This is a genomic window from Amycolatopsis camponoti (genome assembly GCF_902497555.1).
Taxonomy (GTDB): Bacteria; Actinomycetota; Actinomycetes; order Mycobacteriales; family Pseudonocardiaceae; genus Amycolatopsis; species Amycolatopsis camponoti.
This window is the reverse complement of sequence record NZ_CABVGP010000003.1, coordinates 1,565,618-1,585,911: the sequence shown is the minus strand read 5'-3', so window position 1 is coordinate 1,585,911 and position 20,294 is coordinate 1,565,618. Positions and strand designations below refer to the sequence as shown.

The 20,294-nt window shown below is 68.4% G+C and carries 24 protein-coding genes and 3 tRNA genes; 3 read left to right on the top strand and 24 right to left on the bottom strand.

Annotated features, from left to right (window positions below):
- Positions 1 to 9: 9 nt before the first annotated feature.
- The 12 genes from AA23TX_RS44165 to rplJ all read right to left on the bottom strand — a co-directional run bounded on the left by AA23TX_RS44165 (position 10) and on the right by rplJ (position 11,313).
- Positions 10 to 1,275, bottom strand: a complete 1,266-nt coding sequence (locus AA23TX_RS44165; protein ID WP_155548856.1) for an MCE family protein — start codon at positions 1,273 to 1,275, stop codon at positions 10 to 12.
- Complete coding sequence (locus AA23TX_RS44160; RefSeq protein ID WP_155548855.1) at positions 1,275 to 2,453, bottom strand: MCE family protein; 1,179 nt, start codon at positions 2,451 to 2,453, stop codon at positions 1,275 to 1,277. Before AA23TX_RS44160 ends, AA23TX_RS44165 begins: the two co-directional genes overlap by 1 nt.
- Complete coding sequence (locus AA23TX_RS44155) at positions 2,450 to 3,634, bottom strand: MCE family protein (RefSeq protein ID WP_155548854.1); 1,185 nt, start codon at positions 3,632 to 3,634, stop codon at positions 2,450 to 2,452. The genes AA23TX_RS44160 and AA23TX_RS44155 overlap by 4 nt, the downstream gene beginning before the upstream one ends.
- Positions 3,631 to 4,617, bottom strand: coding sequence for an MCE family protein (locus AA23TX_RS44150; protein ID WP_155548853.1), 987 nt, complete (start codon positions 4,615 to 4,617; stop codon positions 3,631 to 3,633). The genes AA23TX_RS44155 and AA23TX_RS44150 overlap by 4 nt, the downstream gene beginning before the upstream one ends.
- Positions 4,614 to 5,642, bottom strand: coding sequence for an MCE family protein (locus AA23TX_RS44145; protein ID WP_155548852.1), 1,029 nt, complete (start codon positions 5,640 to 5,642; stop codon positions 4,614 to 4,616). The genes AA23TX_RS44150 and AA23TX_RS44145 overlap by 4 nt, the downstream gene beginning before the upstream one ends.
- Positions 5,639 to 6,964: an MCE family protein gene (locus AA23TX_RS44140; RefSeq protein WP_155548851.1), complete on the bottom strand. Its 1,326-nt coding sequence runs from the start codon at positions 6,962 to 6,964 to the stop codon at positions 5,639 to 5,641. The genes AA23TX_RS44145 and AA23TX_RS44140 overlap by 4 nt, the downstream gene beginning before the upstream one ends.
- Entirely contained in the window at positions 6,961 to 7,797 is an 837-nt protein-coding gene (locus tag AA23TX_RS44135; protein WP_003060266.1) for an MlaE family ABC transporter permease, read from the bottom strand. The genes AA23TX_RS44140 and AA23TX_RS44135 overlap by 4 nt, the downstream gene beginning before the upstream one ends.
- Before the next feature lie 4 nt (positions 7,798 to 7,801).
- Positions 7,802 to 8,554, bottom strand: coding sequence for an MlaE family ABC transporter permease (locus AA23TX_RS44130; protein ID WP_086675527.1), 753 nt, complete (start codon positions 8,552 to 8,554; stop codon positions 7,802 to 7,804).
- Positions 8,555 to 8,592: 38 nt separating this feature from the next.
- Positions 8,593 to 9,789 carry an ABC transporter ATP-binding protein gene (locus tag AA23TX_RS44125; RefSeq protein ID WP_155548850.1) on the bottom strand — a complete coding sequence of 399 codons (1,197 nt, stop codon included), beginning with the start codon at positions 9,787 to 9,789 and terminating at the stop codon, positions 8,593 to 8,595.
- A gap of 288 nt (positions 9,790 to 10,077) precedes the next feature.
- The gene (locus AA23TX_RS44120; RefSeq protein WP_155548849.1) at positions 10,078 to 10,215 is read right to left on the bottom strand and encodes a hypothetical protein; all 138 of its coding nucleotides are present in this window, start codon (positions 10,213 to 10,215) and stop codon (positions 10,078 to 10,080) included.
- 106 nt (positions 10,216 to 10,321) lie between these two features.
- Positions 10,322 to 10,708 carry a 50S ribosomal protein L7/L12 gene (gene rplL, locus AA23TX_RS44115; protein ID WP_155548848.1) on the bottom strand — a complete coding sequence of 129 codons (387 nt, stop codon included), beginning with the start codon at positions 10,706 to 10,708 and terminating at the stop codon, positions 10,322 to 10,324.
- 50 nt (positions 10,709 to 10,758) lie between these two features.
- Positions 10,759 to 11,313 (bottom strand): 50S ribosomal protein L10, encoded by a 555-nt coding sequence (rplJ, locus tag AA23TX_RS44110; protein ID WP_155548847.1) that lies wholly within the window; start codon positions 11,311 to 11,313, stop codon positions 10,759 to 10,761.
- A gap of 311 nt (positions 11,314 to 11,624) precedes the next feature.
- Here rplJ and AA23TX_RS44105 point away from each other — a divergent pair, with 311 nt between their 5' ends.
- Positions 11,625 to 12,584 carry a hypothetical protein gene (locus tag AA23TX_RS44105; RefSeq protein ID WP_155548846.1) on the top strand — a complete coding sequence of 320 codons (960 nt, stop codon included), beginning with the start codon at positions 11,625 to 11,627 and terminating at the stop codon, positions 12,582 to 12,584.
- Here the strand turns inward: AA23TX_RS44105 and AA23TX_RS44100 are convergent, their stop codons facing one another.
- The 6 genes from AA23TX_RS44100 to AA23TX_RS44075 form a co-directional block, all read right to left on the bottom strand.
- On the bottom strand, positions 12,585 to 13,358 hold the full coding sequence (locus tag AA23TX_RS44100) for an alpha/beta fold hydrolase (protein WP_155548845.1): 774 nt from the start codon (positions 13,356 to 13,358) through the stop codon (positions 12,585 to 12,587).
- 70 nt (positions 13,359 to 13,428) lie between these two features.
- Entirely contained in the window at positions 13,429 to 14,148 is a 720-nt protein-coding gene (gene rplA, locus AA23TX_RS44095; RefSeq protein ID WP_155548844.1) for a 50S ribosomal protein L1, read from the bottom strand.
- Between the two features lie 97 nt (positions 14,149 to 14,245).
- On the bottom strand, positions 14,246 to 14,677 hold the full coding sequence (rplK, locus tag AA23TX_RS44090) for a 50S ribosomal protein L11 (RefSeq protein WP_155548843.1): 432 nt from the start codon (positions 14,675 to 14,677) through the stop codon (positions 14,246 to 14,248).
- 73 nt (positions 14,678 to 14,750) lie between these two features.
- Positions 14,751 to 15,584, bottom strand: a complete 834-nt coding sequence (gene nusG, locus AA23TX_RS44085) for a transcription termination/antitermination protein NusG (protein ID WP_155548842.1) — start codon at positions 15,582 to 15,584, stop codon at positions 14,751 to 14,753.
- A gap of 74 nt (positions 15,585 to 15,658) precedes the next feature.
- Positions 15,659 to 16,099, bottom strand: coding sequence for a preprotein translocase subunit SecE (gene secE / locus AA23TX_RS44080; RefSeq protein WP_155548841.1), 441 nt, complete (start codon positions 16,097 to 16,099; stop codon positions 15,659 to 15,661).
- A gap of 26 nt (positions 16,100 to 16,125) precedes the next feature.
- A tRNA-Trp gene (locus AA23TX_RS44075) sits at positions 16,126 to 16,198 on the bottom strand.
- A gap of 274 nt (positions 16,199 to 16,472) precedes the next feature.
- Between AA23TX_RS44075 and AA23TX_RS44070 the strand changes: the two genes are divergently transcribed.
- The gene (locus AA23TX_RS44070; protein ID WP_155549462.1) at positions 16,473 to 17,357 is read left to right on the top strand and encodes a TIGR03619 family F420-dependent LLM class oxidoreductase; all 885 of its coding nucleotides are present in this window, start codon (positions 16,473 to 16,475) and stop codon (positions 17,355 to 17,357) included.
- Between the two features lie 4 nt (positions 17,358 to 17,361).
- On the opposite strand, the gene AA23TX_RS44065 is transcribed toward AA23TX_RS44070, so the two are convergent.
- Positions 17,362 to 17,577 (bottom strand): hypothetical protein, encoded by a 216-nt coding sequence (locus AA23TX_RS44065; RefSeq protein WP_155548840.1) that lies wholly within the window; start codon positions 17,575 to 17,577, stop codon positions 17,362 to 17,364.
- A gap of 152 nt (positions 17,578 to 17,729) precedes the next feature.
- On the opposite strand from AA23TX_RS44065, the gene AA23TX_RS44060 reads away from it, so the two are divergent.
- The gene (locus AA23TX_RS44060; protein ID WP_155548839.1) at positions 17,730 to 18,632 is read left to right on the top strand and encodes an SGNH/GDSL hydrolase family protein; all 903 of its coding nucleotides are present in this window, start codon (positions 17,730 to 17,732) and stop codon (positions 18,630 to 18,632) included.
- Positions 18,633 to 18,800: 168 nt separating this feature from the next.
- Here the strand turns inward: AA23TX_RS44060 and AA23TX_RS44055 are convergent, their stop codons facing one another.
- The 5 genes from AA23TX_RS44055 to AA23TX_RS44035 all read right to left on the bottom strand — a co-directional run bounded on the left by AA23TX_RS44055 (position 18,801) and on the right by AA23TX_RS44035 (position 20,221).
- Positions 18,801 to 19,199: a MaoC family dehydratase gene (locus tag AA23TX_RS44055; RefSeq protein ID WP_155548838.1), complete on the bottom strand. Its 399-nt coding sequence runs from the start codon at positions 19,197 to 19,199 to the stop codon at positions 18,801 to 18,803.
- Positions 19,196 to 19,645 carry a MaoC family dehydratase N-terminal domain-containing protein gene (locus AA23TX_RS44050; protein WP_196425873.1) on the bottom strand — a complete coding sequence of 150 codons (450 nt, stop codon included), beginning with the start codon at positions 19,643 to 19,645 and terminating at the stop codon, positions 19,196 to 19,198. The genes AA23TX_RS44055 and AA23TX_RS44050 overlap by 4 nt, the downstream gene beginning before the upstream one ends.
- 81 nt (positions 19,646 to 19,726) lie before the next feature.
- Positions 19,727 to 19,891, bottom strand: coding sequence for a 50S ribosomal protein L33 (gene rpmG, locus AA23TX_RS44045; protein WP_005152047.1), 165 nt, complete (start codon positions 19,889 to 19,891; stop codon positions 19,727 to 19,729).
- A gap of 51 nt (positions 19,892 to 19,942) precedes the next feature.
- Positions 19,943 to 20,015: transfer RNA gene (locus tag AA23TX_RS44040), tRNA-Met, on the bottom strand.
- 133 nt (positions 20,016 to 20,148) lie between these two features.
- A tRNA-Thr gene (locus AA23TX_RS44035) sits at positions 20,149 to 20,221 on the bottom strand.
- Between the last annotated feature and the right edge of the window lie 73 nt (positions 20,222 to 20,294).

Sequence of the window (20,294 nt, the reverse complement as noted above, 5' to 3'; positions counted from 1 at the left end):
AAATCCACGTCAGGCCAGGCCGAGCAGCGAACCCAGGCTGGTCAGGCTCACGCCGGGGCTCCCGACGATGCCCGGCACACCCCGGGTGTCCCGCTCCTCGGCCAGCTCCTCCGCCGGCCGGTTGGCGTTCGCGTTGACGTCGCTCGAGGACGGCGCGACCGGCACCCCGCCGTACGGCGCGTTCTGCGCACCCCGCACGTTGATCGGGCTGCCCTTCGGTTCGGCACAGTACGCGTCCTCCTTCGCCGCCTTCGGCGAAGTGTCGGCTCCGGTGCGGTACTGCGAGTAGGGCAGGTACCCCTTCGTGCACGCAGGCGGGTTGAAGAGGTTGAGCACCAGGCCGAGGTGCGCGGTGCCGTCGCCGGGCGCCACGCTGCTCGCCGCGCCGGCCAGCGCCGGGTAGGTGACCAGGCCCTGCTCGATGCCGTCGAGCCGCGTCACGGTCAGGTTGGCCGTGGTCAGCAGGTTCGCCGTCAGCGCGCCGAGGCCCGGGCCGGACTCACGGAGCACCTGGCTGATCTGCGTCGCCACCTGCGGCGTGATGCCGATGAGCTTGCGCAGGTCGCCGTCGGAGTTCTTCAGGGTCCCGGTGAGCTCGTTGAGGCTCTTGCTGAACGACGCGAAGTTCGCCGCCTCGTCGTTCTGCGTGTCCAGCACCTTGCCGCCCTGGTCGAGCAGCTGGATCGTCTGCGGCAGGTACTCCTGCGCGGTCGTGGTGAAGCTGCGCGCGGTGTCGAGCAGCTTCTGCAGGTCGCCGCCGGTGCCGCGGAAGGCGTCGTAGGACTCGTCGACGACCGTGCGCAGCGAGTCGACCGGGACCGACGCGGCGAGCGTGTCGAGGTCGCCGATCAGCCGCTCGGTGCTGACCGGGGTGGTCGTCTTCGACGCCGGGATGACCGAGCCGGCCGCCAGGTACGGGCCCTTGTCGGCCTTCGGCTTGAGGTCGACGTACTGCTCGCCGACCGCCGACCGGTTGGCGACGACCGCGTCGAGGTCCGACGGCACCTGCGGGGCCGACGGGTCGATGTTCAGGTCGGCTTCGAGCCCGGTCGGGGTCAGCCGCATCTCCCCGACCCGGCCGATGTTGTAGCCGCGGTAGGTGACTTCGGCGTTGGTGAAGATGCCGCCCGACTCGTTGAGCTGCAGCTTCACCGTGTAGCCGCTGTTGCCGAAGACGGTGCCGAGCCCGGCGAACCGGATCAGCGCGTAGACGATCGCGACGATCGAAATGATCGCGAAGGCGACCAACTGGATCTTCGTCCGGCGTACCAGCATCAGCCCGCACCTCCCGGAAGGAGCCCGAAGAGGTTGCCGAGCCCGGGCTGTGATGTCCCCGACTGCTGCCCGGAGCCCGGGATCGGCAGCGGAGGCGGCTGGTTGGCGGGCGTGCCTTCGACGCCACCGGTGAGGCCCGGCAGCGGGATCTGCCCGGCCAGCGCGTTCTGGCGGCTGCTTCCCAGGTTCTCGACGACGGTCTTCAGGTTCAGGTCCACCTTCGCGTACAGGTTGAAGTAGTCGCCCTTGACGCCGTTGACGGCCTGGTCGCTGAACGGGAACGTCAGCAGGATCTGCAGGGCCTTCGGCAGGTCGTTGCCCGCCTCGCCGAGCTTCTGCAGCGTCGGGGTCAGCGCCTTCAGGTCGGCGACGAGGTCCTTCTGCGACCGGTTCACCGTGTCGGTGGCGACGCCGGAGAGGTTGTCCAGCGCCTGCAGCATCGTGACCAGCTGGCCCCGCTGCTGCTCCAGCACGCCGAGGCCGGGCCCGAGGTTGTCGACCGCGCCGACCAGCTTGTCCTTCTGGCCGTTCAGGGTCGAGGAGAGCCGGTTGAGCCCGTCGATGGCACGGGTGATGTTCCGCGACTGCTGGTCGAGGTTCGTGACCAGCTGGTTCGCGTTGTCCAGCAGCGCCTTGATGTCCGGCTCGCGGCCGGACGTGGCGTTGTTGAGCTCCTTGGTGATGGTGTTGAGCTGGTCGACGCCACCGCCGTTGAGCAGCAGCGACAGCGCACCGAGCAGCTCTTCGACCTCGACGCTGCGGTTCGTCCTGGCCAGCGGGATCGTCGCGTTGTCGGCGAGCTTGCCCTGGGCCTGGTCGTCGCCGGGCGAGGCCAGCTCGACGTACTTCTCGCCGAGCAGGCTGGACTGCTTGACGTTGGCGATCGCGTTGGCCGGCAGCTTGATGCCGCCGTTGACCTTCAGCGTCACCAGCGCGTGCCAGCCGTCCTTGGTGAGCCCGACGTTCTCGACGCGGCCGACCGGCACCTCGTCGACCTTCACCCCGGCCTGCGGGGTCAGGTCGAGCACGTCGCGGAACTCGACGTTCACCGTGTACGGGTGGTCGCCGAGGTCGGCGCCGCCGGGCAGCGGCAGGTCGTAGATGCCGTTGAACGCGCAACCGGACAGCGTCAGCACCGACACGGTGGTGAGCGCCCCGATGCTCAGGAGCTTCTTCACTGGCCACCTCCGTAGAGCTGCCCGGCGATGGGCAGCGGGAGCGGCGGCAGCTGGCCGGCCTGCAGGGCCTGCACGGTCTGCGCCACGGACGGCAGCGGGATCACCTTGTCGACCAGGCCGGCGATGCCCTCGCAGGCGTTGCCGAGCACGTCCGGGATGCCCTTGCTGCCGACCTGCTTGAGCAGCCGGCAGATCATCACCAGCGGCGGCTGGGTCAGCTCGTTGAGGTTCGGCCGGGCGTCGAGCGTGCCCGCCGAGCCGTTGTAGGTGTTGACCAGGTTGCTCAGGCCGACCGGCGCGACGTCGAGGATCTCGGCGAGCGAGCTGCGCTGGTCGACGAGGACCTTCGTGATGCCGGCCAGCTTGTCCACGTTCGACTTGAGCCGGTCGTGGTTCTGGTCGACGAACGCCTGCACCGCGGTGAGCGTCGTCCCCAGCTGCTGGACGGTCGCGGCGAGGTTGTCCTTTTCGGACGCCAGGTAGCCGCTGACGTCGGCGAGCTGGCTCTCGAAGCTGCGGACCGACTTGTCGCTGTCGGCCAGCGTCTGCGAGAACTTGCCGAGGTTCTCGACCGTGGAGAACAGGTCGTCCTTGTTGCCCGACAGGGTCCCGGCGGCCTGGCCGAGCTTGGTGATCGTGTCGTGCAGGGCCTGGCCGTTGCCGTCGACGTTGGCCGCCGCGGTGGTCAGCAGGTTCGACAGCGACCCGTTCTTGTTGGCGCCGTTCGGGCCGAGGGTCTCGCTGACCCGGGCCAGGCTGGACGCCAGCTGGTCGACCTCCAGGGGCACCTCGGTGCGGTCGAGACCGATGACCGCGCCGTCGGAGATCCGCGGGCCGCCGGTGTAGGCCGGGGCGAGCTGGACGTAGCGATCCGACACCAGCGACGGCGCCACGATGAGCGCCTTGGCGTCGGCCGGGACGGCGACCGAGCGGTCGTACTCGAACTCGACCTTCACCTGGTTGCCCATGGGCTGGATCTTGGTGACCGTGCCCATGTCGACGCCGAGCATCCGCACGCTGTTGCCCTCGTACAGGCCGACGGCGCCGGCGAAGTACGCGGTCAGGTGGTTGCGGCCGGCGTCCTTGAGGGTCCACCAGATGCCGCCGGCGACGACGAGCGCGAGGACGATCGCGATGGTGAAGCCCCGGGTCAGAGCCATTCCGAAGCGGGTGTCACTCATTTCGTGTAGCACCCCTCTTCGTTGATCGGGCCGAACGACGGCAGCACCAGGCCGCAGATGTAGTTGTCGAACCAGCGGCCGTTACCGATGGTGTTGGTGAAGACGCGGATGAACGGCGCGAACTTTGCGATGCCCTGGGCGAGCGAGTCCTGGTTGCGCTGCAGCATCGACGTCAGCTGGTCCAGCGACGTGAGCACCGGGTCGAGCTGCTTGCCGTTGTCGTCGATCAGGCCCTGCAGCTGCGTCGCCAGCTCGCGGGAGCCGTTCAGCAGCGACGTGATCGCGTCTTCGCGCTTCGAGAGCTCGGCGAGCAGCTGGTTGCCGTCGTCGAGCAGCTTCTGCACCTCGGCGTCGCGGTCGACCAGGGTCTGCGACACCTCGCGGGTGTTGGCCAGCAGGTTCGACAGCTGCGTGTCGCGCGAGGCGATCGTGTCCGACAGCTTCGACAGCCCGGACAGCGCGCCCTTCACGTCTTCGGGCGTGTTGGCGAAGGTCTGCGAGATGGTGTCGAAGCTCTGCGCCAGCTGCTTGGTGTCGATGTTGTCGACGGTCTGCGACAGCCCGCGGAACGCGTCGAGCACGTCGTAGGGGGCCATCGTGCGGTCGCGCGGGATCGCCTTGTCCGGGCTCAGTGAGCCCTCGCCCTGCGGGTCCAGGGAGAGGTACTTCTGGCCCAGCAGCGTCTTGATCTTGATCGCGGCGCTGGTCCGGTCGCCCAGCCAGGCGTCCTTGACCTTGAACGACACCTTGACCGACGCGCCGTCGAGCTGGATGTCGCTGACCTTGCCGACCTTGACGCCGGCGACCCGGACGTCGTTGTCCTTCTGCAGCCCGGAAGCCTCGCTGAACTCGGCGGTGTAGGTCGTGCCGCCGCCGATCACCGGCAGGTCGTCGGAGTTGAGCGCGGCGATGAAACCGAGGGCCAGCACCGCGATGCCGACCAGCGCGATCGGGACGGGGTTGCGCTTCTGGAAGGACTTCATCCCTTGCACCTCTCGCGGTTGAGAGGCACCAGCGGGATCGGCACTTCGGGGATCAAGGGGGGCAAGCTGACGCTCCCGGAGAACTCGCAGGCGTAGAAGTTGAACCAGGAGCCGTAGTCCGCGGTGCGGGTCAGCGTGCTCACCTTGGTCGGCAGGAACTGGATGAAGTGCTCCAGCTCCGGCTCGTTCTTGTTCAGCTGGTCCGTGAGGTTCCCGAGGGCGCTGATGTCGTTCTTCAGCGGCTCCCGGACGTCACCCAGCAGGCCGGACGTCGTCTCGGCCAGGTTGCCGAGGCTCTCGATCGCGTCGCCGATCGGCTTGCGGTCCGCGGCCAGCCCGGACACCAGCTGCTGCAGCTTGACGATCAGGTCGTTGAGCTGCGGGGTGTGCGCGTTGACCGTGTCGAGCACCGAGTTGAGGTTGTCGATGACCTGGCCGATCACCTGGTCCTTGTCGGCGATCGTGGTGGCCAGCGACGCCGTGTGCGACAGCAGGCTCTCGACGGTGCCGCCCTCGCCCTGCAGGACCTGGATGACCTCGTAGGACAGCTTGTTGACGTCGTCCGGGTTGAGCGCGGTGAACAGCGGCTTGAAGCCGTTGAACAGCTCGGTCAGGTCCAGCGCCGGCGTGGTGTGGTCCAGCGGGATGGTCCCGCCGGGCTGCAGGGTCTTCCCGGCGCTGTCGTCGCCCTCGCCGAGCGAGACGTAGCGCTGACCGACCAGGTTGCGGAACTTGATCTGCGCGGTCACCCCGGCCGGCAGCGTGCGCCCGGCGTCGACCTCGAACTCGACCTCGGCCTGGCGCTTGTCGACGATCTTGACGTCCTTGACCTGCCCGACGCGGACGCCGGCGATGCGGACGTCGTCGTTGGGCAGCAGCAGCGTCGCGTCGGTGAAGCGCGCCTTGTAGGCCTTGGTGCTGGTGGTGTTGATGTTGGCGATGCTGATGCCGAGGATCGTCGTGAACAGCACGGTGACGACCACGAAGACGCCGAGCTTGATCAGCGGTGCGAGCAGGCCCCTCACTTCACCGTCACCTCCGCCCCGCGGTAGAGCGGTCCGACGAGCAGCGAGCTCCAGCCCGGGACGTCGGCCGCGTTCATGCCCAGCTGCGGGCCGAGGAGGTCGGCCAGGAAGCCCTGCTCCGCGGGCGAGTAAGCCAGGTCACCGCCGCTGCCGTTGCCGCCGGCCGCGTCCTGCTTGAACTTGGCCGGGTTGAGGCCCTCGCCGACGGTCTTCGGCGCGGCCTGGTGCTTGGTGCCGTCCTGGAAGGCGCCGTCCGGCGGCTCGGACGGGAACGGCTTCGGGATGTCCTTCATGTCGTAGCACCGCGGGCCGCGCTTGTCCTCGAACCGCGGCTCCTCCTTGCCCGCTTGGTACGGCGCGCGCGGCACGATGATCTCGATCGTCGCGTGCAGGCCGGGCTTGTCGGTGCCCTTGCCGAGGGCCTGGTCGATCAGCGGCACGTTGTCGGCCATCTGGGAGATCACGCAGGGGTACTCCGGCGCGTACCTCGCCAGCAGTTCGGCGGTGGGCCGGGCCGTGCTGGCGAGGGAGATGATGTTGTCCTTGTTGTTCTGCAGGAACGTCTGCAGGTCCACCGAGGCCTGGGTCAGGCTGCCGTAGAGGTTCGACAGGTTCTGCTGCTCGTCGACCACGGTGCGGGTCGTCGTGCTCAGGTTGTCGAGGCTCTGCACCAGGTCGGGCGCGGCGTCCTTGAGGTGGTCGGAGAACTCCGCGAGCGCCTTGAGGTTGTGCTGCAGCTCCGGCTCGTGCGGGTTCAGCTCGCCGATGTAGGTGCCCAGCTGCGTCAGCGTGTCGCCGAGCTGGTCGCCGCGGCCCTGCAGGGCGGTCGAGATCGCGGTGAGCGTCGCCGACAGCTTCTGCGGCTGCACCGCCTGCAGCACCGGCATCAGGTGCTCGAACGCCTGGTCCAGCTCGATCGCGCTGGACGTGCGGTCCTGCGGGATGACGTCGCCGCTGGCGATCGTCTTCGCCGACGGGTCCTTCGGGATCTCCAGCGAGACGAACCGCTCGCCGAAGAGCGTCTTCGGCAGGAACCGCGCCGAGACGTTCGCCGGGATCAGCTTCGCCGACTCCGGGCTGAGCGCGAGGGTCAGCTCCGCGCCGTGGTCGGTCGCGACGATGTCCTGCACCGAGCCGACGATCAGCCCGCGCACCTTGACGTCGGACTGCTTGATCAGCTGGTTGCCGATCTTGTCGGCCTGCAGCTTGACCGTGACGACGGGCGTGAAGGCCTTGTCGTACATCGCGATGGACAGTGCCACCCCGCCGACCATCACGGCGATGAGCGCCAGGCCCAGCAGCCTGCGTCGGAGCGTCCTCATCCCGCGATCCTTACCGTGACGTCGGTTCCCCAGATGGCGAAACCGATGAAGAAGTTCATGATCGACACCGTGACGATGGAGAGGCGCACGGCCTTGCCGACCGCGACGCCGACGCCGGCCGGGCCGCCGGTCGCCCGGTACCCGAAGTAGCAGTGCGACAGGATGATCAAGACGCTGAACAGCAGCACCTTGATGAACGAATAGAGCACGTCCTGCGGTGGCAAGAACAGGTCGAAGTAGTGGTCGTAGGTGCCGGCCGACTGGTTGTAGATGTAGATCACGACCAGTCTCGACGCGAGGTACGAGCTCAGCAGGCCGATGATGTAGAGCGGGATGACCGCGACGAACCCGGCGATGATCCGCGTCGTCACCAGGTACGGCAGGCTCGGCACGCCCATGACTTCCAGCGCGTCGATCTCCTCGGAGATCCGCATCGCGCCCAGCTGCGCGGTGAACCCGGCGCCGACCGTGGCGCTCAGGGCGAGGCCGGCGACCAGCGGCGCGATCTCGCGGGTGTTGAAGAACGCCGTCAGGAAGCCGGTGAAGGCCGAGGTCCCGATCGAGTTCAGCGCCGAGTAGCCCTGGAGGCCGACGAGGACACCGGTGAACAGCGTCAGGCCGACCATCACGCCGACCGTGCCGCCGATGACCGCGAGCGAGCCGGACCCGAAGCTCACCTCGGCCAGCAGCCGGAGGACTTCCTTCGTGTAGCGGCGCAACGTCCGCGGCGTCCACAGCAACGCCCGGCCGTAGAACGACATCTGGTCACCGAGGGTGTCCAGTGTCTGAAGAGGACGGTTGGCGACGCGCTTGGCGCCCTGGAGGAACGTCATGGCGCTAGTCCAGCTTTCCGGGCACGATCTGCAGGTAGATCAGGGTGATCACGAAGTTCACGACGAAGAGCATGAGGAACGTGATGACCACCGACTGGTTCACCGCGTCCCCGACGCCCTTCGGACCGCCGGAGGGGTTGAGGCCCCGGTAGGACGCGACGACGGCGGCGATGAACCCGAAGATCAGCGCCTTGAGCTCGCCGACCCAGAGGTCGGGCAGCTGCGCGAGGGCGGAGAAGCTCGCCAGGTACGCACCCGGCGTCCCGCCCTGCAGCACGACGTTGAAGAAGTAGCCGCCCAGCACGCCGATGACGCTGACCATGCCGTTGAGCAGCAACGCGACCAGCATCATCGCGAGGGTGCGCGGCACGATCAGCCGCTGCACCGCGGAGACACCGAGCACCTCCATCGCGGCGATCTCCTCGCGGATGGTGCGCGCGCCGATGTCGGCGCAGACGGCCGAGCCGCCCGCGCCCGCCACCAGCAGCGCGGTGACCAGCGGACTGGCCTGCTGCACGGTGGCGAGCACGGAGCCCGCGCCGGTGTAGGACTGCGCGCCCAGCTGGCGGGCGAGCGAACCGAACTGCAGCGAGATGACCGCGCCGAACGGGATCGCCACGAGAGCCGTCGGCAGGATGGTCACGCTCGCGATGAACCACGACTGCTGGATGAACTCCCGCAGCTGGAACGGGCGCTGGAAGAGGCCGCGGATGATGTCCAGGCCGAGAGCGAACAGGTTCCCGGTCTCGCGGAGCATGCCGATCCCGGGGATCTTCGCCTGTGTTGCGGGAGAGCTCACCGGCCACCTGGCCCGTTGTTCGGTGGCGGCGGCATGCGCCGTGCGCCCGGTCTGGGCGGCTGGCCGCCGGGGATGCGCGCGACCTGGTCGGCGGGCAGCTCGCCGTGGTGCTGGTTCGGGACGCCGTCACCCTGCCGGGCACCGGCCGGGACCTGCTGCTGTTGCTGCTGGGCCTGCGCGACGCGCCGCGGGCTGACGCCGTAGTGGCGTTGCTCCTCCGGCGAGAGGGAGGCGATGATGCTCTCCTGCGCGGCCGGCGGCAGCCGGTGCATGACCTCCATGACGCGGTCCTTGCGGCGGACGGCGCCCATCCGGGTCGGCACGCCCGGCGTCGTCTGCATCTGCGGGGGCACCCCGGAGACGTCCTCGACACCGCCCGCGTGGTGGCCGGCGTCGAACATCGCCTGCTCGGCGGCCATCTGGGCGGAGTCCTTCTCCTCGGACATGCCGATCGGGCCCTGCATCTTGCCGTTGAGGAACTGCTTGACGACCGGCTCTTCGCTGGTCAGCAGCACCTCCCGCGGGCCGAACATGACCAGTTCCTTGCGGAAGAGCATGCCCAGGTTGTCCGGCACCGTGCGCGCCAGGTTGATGTTGTGCGTGACGATCAGGAACGTCGCGTCGATCTGCGCGTTGACATCGAGGAACAGCTGCGAGATGTAGGTGGTGCGGACCGGGTCGAGGCCCGAGTCCGGCTCGTCGACCAGGATGATCTCCGGGTCCAGCACGAGGGCGCGGGCGAGGCCGGCACGCTTGCGCATACCGCCGGAGATTTCGCCGGGCAGCTTCTTGTCGGCGCCGTTCAGACCGGTCATGTCGAGCTTTTCGAGGACGATCCGGCGGATTTCCGTCTCGGACTTCTTCGTGTGCTCGCGCAGCGGGAAGGCGACGTTGTCGTAGAGGTTCATCGAGCCGAACAGCGCGCCGTCCTGGAAGAGGACGCCGAAGAGCTTCCGGATCTCGTACAGCTTGTGCTCGGAGCAGGTGACGATGTCCACCCCGTTGATCACGCAGCGGCCGCGGTCCGGCTTGAGCAGCCCGATCATCGACTTGAGGAACACCGACTTGCCGGTTCCCGACGGACCGAGCATCGCCGACACTTCGCCCGGGGGCAGTGTCAACGTGACGTCCCGCCAGATGGCCTGCTTACCGAAGGACTTGGTCAGACCTTCGATGACCACCTCGGCACCCATCGCACCTCCAGGAGCTGTTCCGCGTCATTGCGCCCGCTGCCACACCCATGCCACCCCACGTCGGCGGCGGGTGCGGGCTGTGGGCCCCATGAACCCGCGTCAACCAGGTGCAACGAGCTGAGTGCGAACAGGTTACTCACCAGTTTTCTTTTCTGGCCAGACCCGGATCCATCGTCACCCCGCCGTGATCGGCAATGGGAGGCACGGTAGTCCATTCGGGGCAACGACGCAGATCTCCGAAGCCCCGGTCCCACGATTTAGGGACCCGGGGCCAATCGGACACGGCTCCTAGGGGATCACCGTGAAAGCGGCGAGGACCAGCAGGAACAGCACTGGCGCGAGCACGGCCGCCAGGGAGAGCGTCAGGAGGGGCTTGCGGGCGGACAGCTGCTGCGCGAGGAGCTCGACGTGCTCGGGGTCGGTCATGGTCGTCAGATCGCTCCGAAGCGCGTCCGTGCAACACGGAAGGGCGGGCATCCGAGTGGATGCCCGCCCCTTCTCGAGGTGGTGCCAGGCGCTCACGCGCCCGGAATCACTTGATGGAGATCTTGGCGCCCGCGGCCTCGAGCTTCTCCTTGGCGGCCTCGGCGGCCTCCTTGTCGACCTTCTCCAGGAGGGCCTTGGGAGCGGCCTCGACCAGCTCCTTGGCCTCCTTCAGGCCCAGACCGGAGACGACCTCGCGGACGACCTTGATGACCTGGATCTTCTTGTCGCCGGCGCCCTCGAGGATGACGTCGAACTCGTCCTGCTCCTCGGCGACCGGGGCAGCGGCACCGGCGGGGCCGGCGGCGGCCACGGCGACCGGGGCGGCGGCGGTGACGTCGAAGACCTCTTCGAACTCCTTCACGAACTCGGACAGCTCGAGGAGGGTCAGCTCCTTGAAGGCGTCGATCAGCTCGGCGGTGCTCAGCTTCGCCATGATGGCTTCCTCTCAGAAAAACGAACTAGACGTTCGGGGTGGGGGGTGGTTCAGCTCTCGGCGGGTGCTTCGGCTGCTTCGGTACCGGCGGCGTTGCGCTGCTTCTCCTCCAGCGCGGCAGCCAGGCGGGCGACCTGGGACGCCGGCGCCTGGAACAGCGCGGCGGCCTGGGAAAGCTTCGCCTTGAACGCGCCCGCCGCCTTGGCGAGCAGGACCTCACGGCTGTCGAGATCGGCGATCCGGTTGATCTCGTCCACGGACAGCGCTTTGCCGTCCATGTAGCCGCCCTTGATCACAAGCGCGTTGTTGTCCTTCGCGAAGTCGCGAAGCGCCTTGGCGGCGTCGACCGCTTCACCCTCGACGAAGGCGATGGCGGTGGCGCCGACGAACAGGTTCTCGAGACCCTTGACGCCGGCGTCCTCAGCGGCACGCTTGACGAGGGTGTTCTTCGCGACCCGGTACTTGGCACTGGTGCCGAGAGCGCGGCGCAGCTGGGACAGCTGGGACACGGAGAGGCCGGTGTACTGGGTAACGACGGTGGCCGAGCTGGTGCGGAAGCTCTCCGCGATCTCGGCGACGGCCGCCACCTTGTCGGGCTTCGCCATGGTCGCCTCCTCTCTTGGCTAGTGTTTCCACTGGCGCCGAGGGGCCCCCGATACGACGAAACGCCCTCGCGCAAGCAGGCGCGGGGCGTCATACGGCACACAGGGTGCCGAGCCTCGTTCCTCCTGCGCGGGCCGCCCGACGAGTTGCGGGACCTTCGTTCCCCGTGCGAACGGGGAAAACCAGCGGTCTTCGGTAGAACTGCCGTGAACTATACCCGGCTGGTTCCGGAGGCTTCACCGGGCCCCCGCCCTGACCTGCGTTTAGGGCGGCTGGGGGTTCCGCGGAAGGCCCGGGAGGGCATCATGGTCACGTGGCGGAGCAGCGCGATGACGGAAAGCCGGGCTCGGAAATCGAACCGGCGGGCTCGAACCCGCCCGCCCCCTCCGGCGGCGGGGGTTCGCCGGTACCCGCGCAGTCCGGCGCGCACCCGCCCTCCGGCGAGGGCGCGCAGCCGCCGATGGATCAGGCGCAGCTGGAGCAGTTCCGCCAGTTCCAGCAGTTCCAGGACTACTTGCGATTCACCCAGTCCCAGCAGGGCAACCAGCCGGCTCCCCCGCCGGGCGGCGGCGTGGTGCAGGCCCCGCCGTCGCAGCCGACTGCCCGGCAGTCCGGTGAGCCACCGGCCATCCCGCCGGGCTACCAGCTGGTTCCCACCGAACGCCGCCGGGCGCCGAAGTGGCTGAGCTGGATCGGCAAGAAAGTCATCGCCTGGGCGCTGGCGATCGTGATCCTCGGCCTGGCCGGAACGTGGCTGTACAACCACTTCTTCCCGAACGACGAGGGCAAGACGTCGGCCCAGCTCGCCCAGGAGGGCGGCGGGACCTATCACACCAACCACGTGTTCTCGACGAACCCGTACGAAGCGGTGCGGTTCGTGTACCACAACATCGCCCAGGGCCGGGTCGCCGACGCCTGCGGCCGCTTCCAGAACGAGGGTCAGCGCGACATCCAGACCCAGTTCGCGCAGGACATCGCGCAGACGTTCCGCCAGAACACCGCTCAGACCGACTGCAAGAAGGCCGTCGAGTTCCTCGCGACCCAGGTGACGAACAAGAACGCCTACGCGGAATCCCTGCCGTCGAGCGTCTCGGACCCGTTGCCCGGCGACACCGTGACGATCGATTCGTGCAACTACGCGGTGAGCGGCGGTCCGGCGCTGGGTGTCTTCACGGTCTCGAAGGTGGACAAGGGCCAGTGGCTCATCACCGGTCACGCCATCGGCCCGGCGAAGTGCAGCGGAGTGCCCACCACCCCGTCGCCGACCGGCTGATCAGCGGGGGTGAGGGGCGGTCAAGAACGTCACCAGCGCCTCCGAGAATGCCGGTGACATCACCGCCGTCATGTGGTCGCCGGGGATGCGGACCAGGCGGGCCCCCGCGATCGCCGCCGCCAGGCGCTCCGGCTCGGCGGCCAGCAGGTCCTGGTCGCCGGCCAGCACCAGCGTCGGGACGCCGATCGACGACAGCTCCACGTGCCCCTCCTGCGAAGCCAGCGCCACCGCCGCCAAGGCCTGGCGATCCCCGCCCACCGCGTCGGCCAGCAGGCGGAACGGGACCCCGGAAGGCGGCACCGTCGAAGGATCCTCGGCCAGCAAAGCCGAAGCGATCTCCGCGGGCTTCACCACGCGCAGGTCGACGCCGCCGAAGTCGACGATGCCCGAACCCACGCCGCCCGTGGCCAGGCAGCGGATGCGCTTGTCCGCCGCCGTGGCCGCCAGGGCGATGATCGCGCCCATCGAGTAGCCGACCAGGGACACCTCGTCCAGGCCCAGCTCGTCCAGCAGCGCCGAAACGTCGCGGGCCATGCTGTCGCCCGTGTAGCGGCACTCGTCGTGGGGCTTCTCCGAACGGCCGTGGCCGCGGGCGTCCAGCGAGATCACCGTCAGGCCGGCGGATCGCAACGCGGCCACCACGCCGGTCGAGATCCAGTTCGCGTTCGTGTCGGCCGCGAAGCCGTGCTGCAGCAGCACCGGGCGGTGGGCGGCCTCGCCCTCCCACACGGTGTAGTTCAACCGGAGGCCGTCGAACGACGCGAAAGTCGGCATGACCTCCATGAGACACGAAGAAAGGGCGCCCCCGCAGCAAGCGGGAGCGCCCTTTCCGGTGATGTCCGACTCAGGCGTTCGCGTCCTCGGAAAGGAGGTTGCGGGTGCGCAGCGGGTCGACCGGGATGCCCGGGCCCATCGTCGTGGTGAAGGTGACCTTCTTCAGGTAACGGCCCTTCGCCGACGACGGCTTGGCGCGGAGGATCTCGTCCAGCGCCGCCGCGTAGTTCTCGACCAGCTTCTCCGTGTCGAAGGAAGCCTTGCCGATCACCAGGTGCAGGTTGGCCTGCTTGTCGACGCGGAAGTTGATCTTGCCGCCCTTGATGTCCTTCACGGCCTTCTCGACCGCGGGGGTCACCGTGCCGGTCTTCGGGTTCGGCATCAGGCCACGCGGGCCGAGGATGCGGGCGATGCGGCCCACCTTGGCCATCTGGTCCGGCGTCGCGATCGCGGCGTCGAAGTCGAGCCAGCCACCCTGGATGCGCTCGATCAGCTCGTCGGTGCCGACCGCGTCCGCGCCGGCGGCCTCGGCCTCGGCGGCCTTGTCGCCGACGGCGAAGACGATGACGCGGGCGGTCTTACCGGTGCCGTGCGGCAGGTTCACGGTGCCGCGGACCATCTGGTCGGCCTTGCGGGGGTCCACACCGAGACGCATCGCGACCTCGACGGTCGCGTCCATCTTGGTCTTGGAGGTCTCCTTCGCCAGCTGCGCGGCCTCGACCGGCGCGTACAGCCGCGCCTTGTCGATGAGCTCCGCAGCCTGGCGGTAAGCCTTGCTGTGCTTGGTCATGCTTCTGTCCTTAAGTCAAAAGTGGATCAGTGTGGTCGGAGCCAGCACTGGCTCTCCCACGAACAACTCGCCGCCTCGACGGGTCGAGGCCGGCGACTCAGACGACCGTGATGCCCATCGAGCGGGCGGTGCCGGCGATGATCTTCGCGGCCTGGTCGATGTCGTGCGCGTTGAGGTCGGACTCCTTGGTCTTGGCGATCTCGCGGACCTGGTCCCAGGTGACCTTGGCGACCTTGGTCTTGTGCGGCTCGCCCGAGCCCTTCTCGACACCAGCGGCCTTGAGCAGCAGGCGCGCGGCCGGCGGCGTCTTCAGCTTGAAGTCGAACGACCGGTCCTCGTACACGGAGATCTCGACCGGGACGACGTCCCCACGCTGCGACTCGGTCGCGGCGTTGTAGGCCTTGCAGAACTCCATGATGTTGACGCCGTGCTGACCCAGAGCCGGGCCGACCGGCGGTGCGGGGTTGGCCGCGCCCGCCTTGATCTGCAGCTTGATGATCGCCGCAAGCTTCTTCTTCTTGGGTGGCATTTCTTTTCCTGTCCTGTACTACGTTCCCCGCGTACCTGCCGTGGACGTGGGGACTGCGGCCGCGCGGCGGCCGTCAGATCTTGGAGACCTGGTTGAACGACAGCTCGACCGGGGTCTCCCGGCCGAAGATCGACACCAGGACCTTCAGCTTCTGCCCGTCGACGTTGACCTCGGAGATCGTCGCCGGCAGCGTCGCGAACGGGCCGTCCATGACCGTGACCGACTCGCCGATCTCGAAGTCCACCTCGACGGCCGGGCCACCGAGCGGGGCCGCGGTCGTGGCGGAATCGCCCTTGCCGGACTTCGCCGGGGCTTCGCTCTCGACCTTCGGGGCGAGGAACTTCAGGACCTCGTCCACGGTCAGCGGCGAAGGCCGCGAGGTGGCGCCGACGAACCCGGTGACGCCCGGCGTGTTGCGCACCGCGCTCCACGAGGCGTCGTTCAGGTCCATCCTGACCAGGATGTAGCCGGGCAGCACCTTGCGCTGCACCTGCTTGCGCTGGCCGTTCTTGATCTCGGTGACCTCTTCGGTCGGGACCTCGATCTGGAAGATGTAGTCCTCGACGTCCAGGGTCGTGGTCCGGGTCTCGAGGTTGGTCTTCACCTTGTTCTCGTACCCGGCGTACGAGTGCACGACGTACCACTCACCGGGCGCGGCGACCAGCTCGGCGCGCAGCTTGGCGACCGGGTCCTCGTCGTCCGCCTCGGGCTCGGCGGCCTCTTCGCCGGCCGCGGCCTCGGCCACGTCGTCGCCGGACTCGTCAACTGCAGCGGCTTCGTCGACCTCGTCGGACACCTCGACGGGCTCGAGGTGCTCGGACTCCTCGTCACCGAGTGCCGCGTGCACCTGCTCGTCGGAAAGCTCGGTCAGGTCATGACCGGCTGATGTGCCGTTGTCGGAGGTCACGTTCCGTCCTCTCAGTTGATCATTGCCGGGGTCAGGCCGGGACCTGAGCCCCTATCGGCGCGCGCCGAGGCGCGTCAGCCGAAGATCTTGCCGATGCCCCACTTGAATGCCAGATCGAGCACGCTGACGAGGGCCACCATGAACACCACGAAGGCCAGCACGACCGCGGTGTAGGTGACCATCTGCTTGCGGTTCGGCCAGATGACCTTGCGCAGCTCCGCCCACACCTCGCGGATGAAGCGGACCAGCCGCGCGAACACCGATGCCTTCTTCGGCTTCTGGTCCCGCTTCGGGGTCGGAGCGCCCTTCGCGTCGGGGGCGGACTTCTCCCCCGACTTCCCGGCCGGCCGGGACTTGTCGTCCGCACGTGCCGCGGACTTGCCCGCCGGACGAGCGGTCGCACGGCGCTCACGCCGGGCAGCGGCTGTGACGGGACGGGACGGGCTCTCGGGCTTCCGCCCGTTACCGTCCTGCTCCTGCTCGCCGCCGCTGGCGTCGCTGTCGCTCACGACCACTCCTCTGCTCCACCAGTTCCGTTACGCAGGGGTGACAGGACTTGAACCTGCAACCTGCGGTTTTGGAGACCGCTGCTCTGCCAATTGAGCTACACCCCTGTGAGACCCCGATCGCTCGGAGCCCCGGAGGACGCATTCCAGCATCCCCACCATCCAGGCGGGGATGACCGTAGTGCGTTCCAAGTCCCGAAGTCTACGGCAAGCCTCGCGAGAGCCCGCAACCGCGCCCCCCGATCGACCGCCGTACCCCGGCCGGCCGGCGGAAAACTCCCCGCCGACCACCTGATCATGCCAGGATGTCCGCCATGACGAGCACCCCGGACCCCCGAAGAGCGGGCCCGCCGGCCGCGTCCGCCGTGGCCCGGTGAGCGGGATGCGGCTCGGGCTGGCGCTCCCCCAGTACGGCACGCTCGCCGACCCGGCGGCCGTCGCGCGCTTCGCCATCGCTGCCGAGGAACTCGGCTTCGGCTCGCTGTGGGTCGGCGACCGGATCCTGACGCCGCACGAGCCGTCCGACCTGTACCCGGGTGGCGGAACGCCGGAGCACCCGTACCCCCGGGAGTTCGAGACCTTCGCGGACCCGTTCACGACGCTGGCCACCGCGGCCGCCGTCACGCGGACCGCTCGCCTGGGTATGAGCGCGCTGACCGGACCCGTTTATTCCCCGGTGCTGCTCGCCCGGGCCCTGACCTCGCTCGACCTGGCCAGCGGCGGCCGGTTGGACGTCGGGCTCGGGCTCGGCTGGCTGCGCGAGGAGTACTTCGCGACCGGCGTCCCGTGGGAGGGCCGCGGCCGGCGGCTCGAGGCGGTGCTCGACGCGCTCGACGCGATCTGGACCGGCGACCCGGTCGCGCACGACGGCCCGCAGTGGCGGATCGCGCCGTCGACGGTCGGCCTGCGCCCGGCGCAGGACCCGCGGCCACCGGTGCTGCTCGGCGGGTTTTCGCCGCCGGCACTGGCCCGGATCGGGCGACGGGCCGACGGCTGGCTGGCCGGCTGGATGCCGCGGCAGTACCTGCACGGCCTCTGGTCGGTCGCCGTCGAGGCGGCGGAGAAGGCCGGCCGGGACCCCGGCACCCTGCGGCGGGTTCTGCGGATCAACCCGCGCGCGGGTACCGGGGTCGAGTCGGTCGCGGACGTGCCACCGTGCCTGGACGTGGCCCGCGCGGAGGGCATCACCGAGGTGCTGGTCGACCTGCACTACGTCGCGAAGGACGTCGACCACGCCCTGGAACTGGCCGGCGAGCTGACCGGCTGAGCGCTCAGCTCTCGCTGTCGGCGAGGGTCGCGAGCGCCTGGGCCTTCGCGGCGTACTTCCAGTTCGCGAGGTCGCGGATGGTCTTGATCTTCAGCTCGGCGAGCAGTTCGTCGTGCTTCGGCGTGAGCCCTTCGAGCGCGGACGGCGGCGCTTCCAGCAGCTCGTTGATGGTCTTGCCCTCGTAGGCCTTGTCGACGAGCTTGTTCAAGTTCAGGCTCACTGCGGTTCCTGCCTTTCCCGGAGACGTCATCGAACGCGCCCACCCTCGCCGCCATCGACGGTCCGCGCAACAGTCAATCCCTCGTTCAGGTTTTCCCTAGTCACCCAGATCGACGCCGCCGGAAACCGTCCCCGTTCGGTAGAAACGAAGGTGTGGCTAAGAACAGCGGGGGCGGCTGCCTCGTCGTGGTGGTCGTGGTGGGGCTCTTGGCTTACGGCTACTACAAGTGGGATCACGGCTCGTCGTCCGCGCCGCCCGCGGGTGCGGCGACCGGGGACGGCACCGGCCGGTACGTCGCTCTGGGTGACTCCTACACGGCTTCTCCGCGGACCGGGAAGAACGTCGGGACTCCGCCTGGGTGCGATCGGTCCGACGACAATTACCCTCGGCTGGTCTCGGCGGATCTGAAGCCGGCCGAGTTCGACGACGTCAGCTGCAGTGGGGCGACGACCGCGAACTTGACCGCTGCTCAGAAGACGGGGAACGGTTCCAACCCGCCTCAGCTCGATGCTGTGACTTCGAAGACGACGCTCGTGACTCTGGGTATCGGCGGTAATGACATCGGGTTTCTGTCATTGGCGTCGTCCTGCGCTACCGCGCATCGGTCGTCGTCGCCTTGCAAGGACAAGTTGACCGCCGGTGGGCATGATCAGCTCGCTGACCGGATCGATGCCACCGCGCCGAAGGTCGCCGCTGTGCTGGAGCGGATTCACAAGCAGGCTCCGAAGGCGAAGGTCGTGGTCGTCGGGTATCCCTCCGTGCTTCCTGATGGGGATGGGTGCTGGCCGGTGCTTCCGATCGGGGCCGGCGATGTCGATTACTTCCGTGGGGCGCTCGGGAAGTTGAACAAGATGCTCGAGGATCAGGCTGATGCGCACAAGGCGGGGTACGCCGATACCGCGACGCCGGGGAAGGGGCACGACGTCTGTACCGCGTCGGATACGCGGTGGGTGGAGGGGGTTATTCCCACTCTGCACGGGACTGCGCTGCATCCCAATGCTCGGGGGGAGCAAGGGATGGCTGATGCTGTTCTGGGGGTTCTGAAGCTGTTTTGACGGTGTGCTCCGGCACCCCGGAGCCCGATGGTGACTACGGCCGGCGCGACCGCGTCAAGGCGGGAAAGATGCCTTGACCCGGTGGCGGCGGCCGTGTTCCGGCTTCGGATCGGGATGCCTGGGGGCGGTCTGGGTGCTCTTTGCCCTGCTTCTCGTGCCGTCCTGCGTTTACACGCGGACCAGTGCTTGGGGCTTGCCCAGGACCGTCTTGCCCTCGTGCTTGACCACCAGGTCCACTCGGGCGATGCCCTCGTCGTTCACGTTGGCCACCTTGCCGGTGATCTCCAGCAGGGCGCCCTCCTTCGTGTTCGGTACCGGCACCGGGCGGGTGAAGCGGGCGCTGAAGTCCACCAGGCGTCCTGGGTCGCCCAGCCAGTCCGTCACCACTCGGCCCGCCACCGCCATCGTCAGCATTCCGTGGGCGATCACGTCCGGGAGGCCGACTTCCTTCGCGAACGGTTCGTTCCAGTGGATCGGGTTGAAGTCCAGGGCCGCTCCCGCGTAGCGGACCAGCTGGTCGCGGGTGATCCTGACCTCCAGGGGGGCCAGCTCGTCTCCGACGTTCACGCGCTCTCCCCTCGCACCACGAGCTGCGCGCGCGTTGTGGCGATGTGTGCTCCGTCGCCGTCCGTGATCTCGGCGCGCAGGTTGATGAAGTCGTTGCCGGCCCTGGCCATGATCCGGTCGATGTGCGTCGTCAGCAGGAGCTCGTCGCCGGCGTGCGCCGGGCGGCTGTACGTGAACTGCTGATCTCCGTGGACCATGCGCGAGTAGTCGAGGCCCAGCTCCGGGTCGGAGACGATCGAGTTGATCGATGCCAGGTTGATGATCGTGAGGAACGTCGGGGGCGCGATCACGTCCGGGTAGCCGGCCGCCTTCGCCGCCTCCGGGTCCCGGTAGACCGGGTTCTGGTCGCCGATCGCGTCGGCGAACTCGCGGATCTTCTCCCGGCTCACTTCGTAGCTGGTCTGCGGCGGGTACACCCGCCCGGTGAACGACTCGTCCAAGGGCACCCGGAGAGGCTACCAACAGCAGAAGAGCCGCCCCGGTGGTCCGGGGCGGCTCTTCGAAGCTGGTGCGAACGCGCTACGCGGTCAGCGAGTTTCCTTGTGCGTCCGGTGCGTACCGCAGTTCGGGCAGAACTTCTTCATCTCCAGGCGATCCGGGTTGTTGCGCCGGTTCTTCTTGGTGATGTAGTTGCGGTGCTTGCACTCTTCGCACGCCAGCGTGATCTTGGGTCGCACGTCGGTGGCAGCCACAGCGTTTCCTTCTCTCTCAGGTCCCGGGGGCCAGCCCCAGTCGTTACCGCGTAGCGGTGGCCGGACTTGAACCGGCGACACAGCGATTATGAGCCGCTTGCTCTGCCAACTGAGCTACACCGCCCTAACAGGCGCCCGACCTCCGGGGGTCCAGGGGGCGAAGCCCCTTGGCGGGGGTCTGGGGGTTCGACCCCCAGATGGACACCGCGAAGCGAGCTAGGCTCGGGATTTCCCCGGGCATAGCCCGCCCACTCGCGAGCCCCTTTACGGAATCGAACCGTAGACCTTCTCCTTACCATGGAGACGCTCTGCCGACTGAGCTAAAGGGGCCTGGCCTCTCGCGAGGACTTGGAAAGATTACCAACCCCCGTCACCCGGCCGTGCAACCGGGGTCCCCATAGCA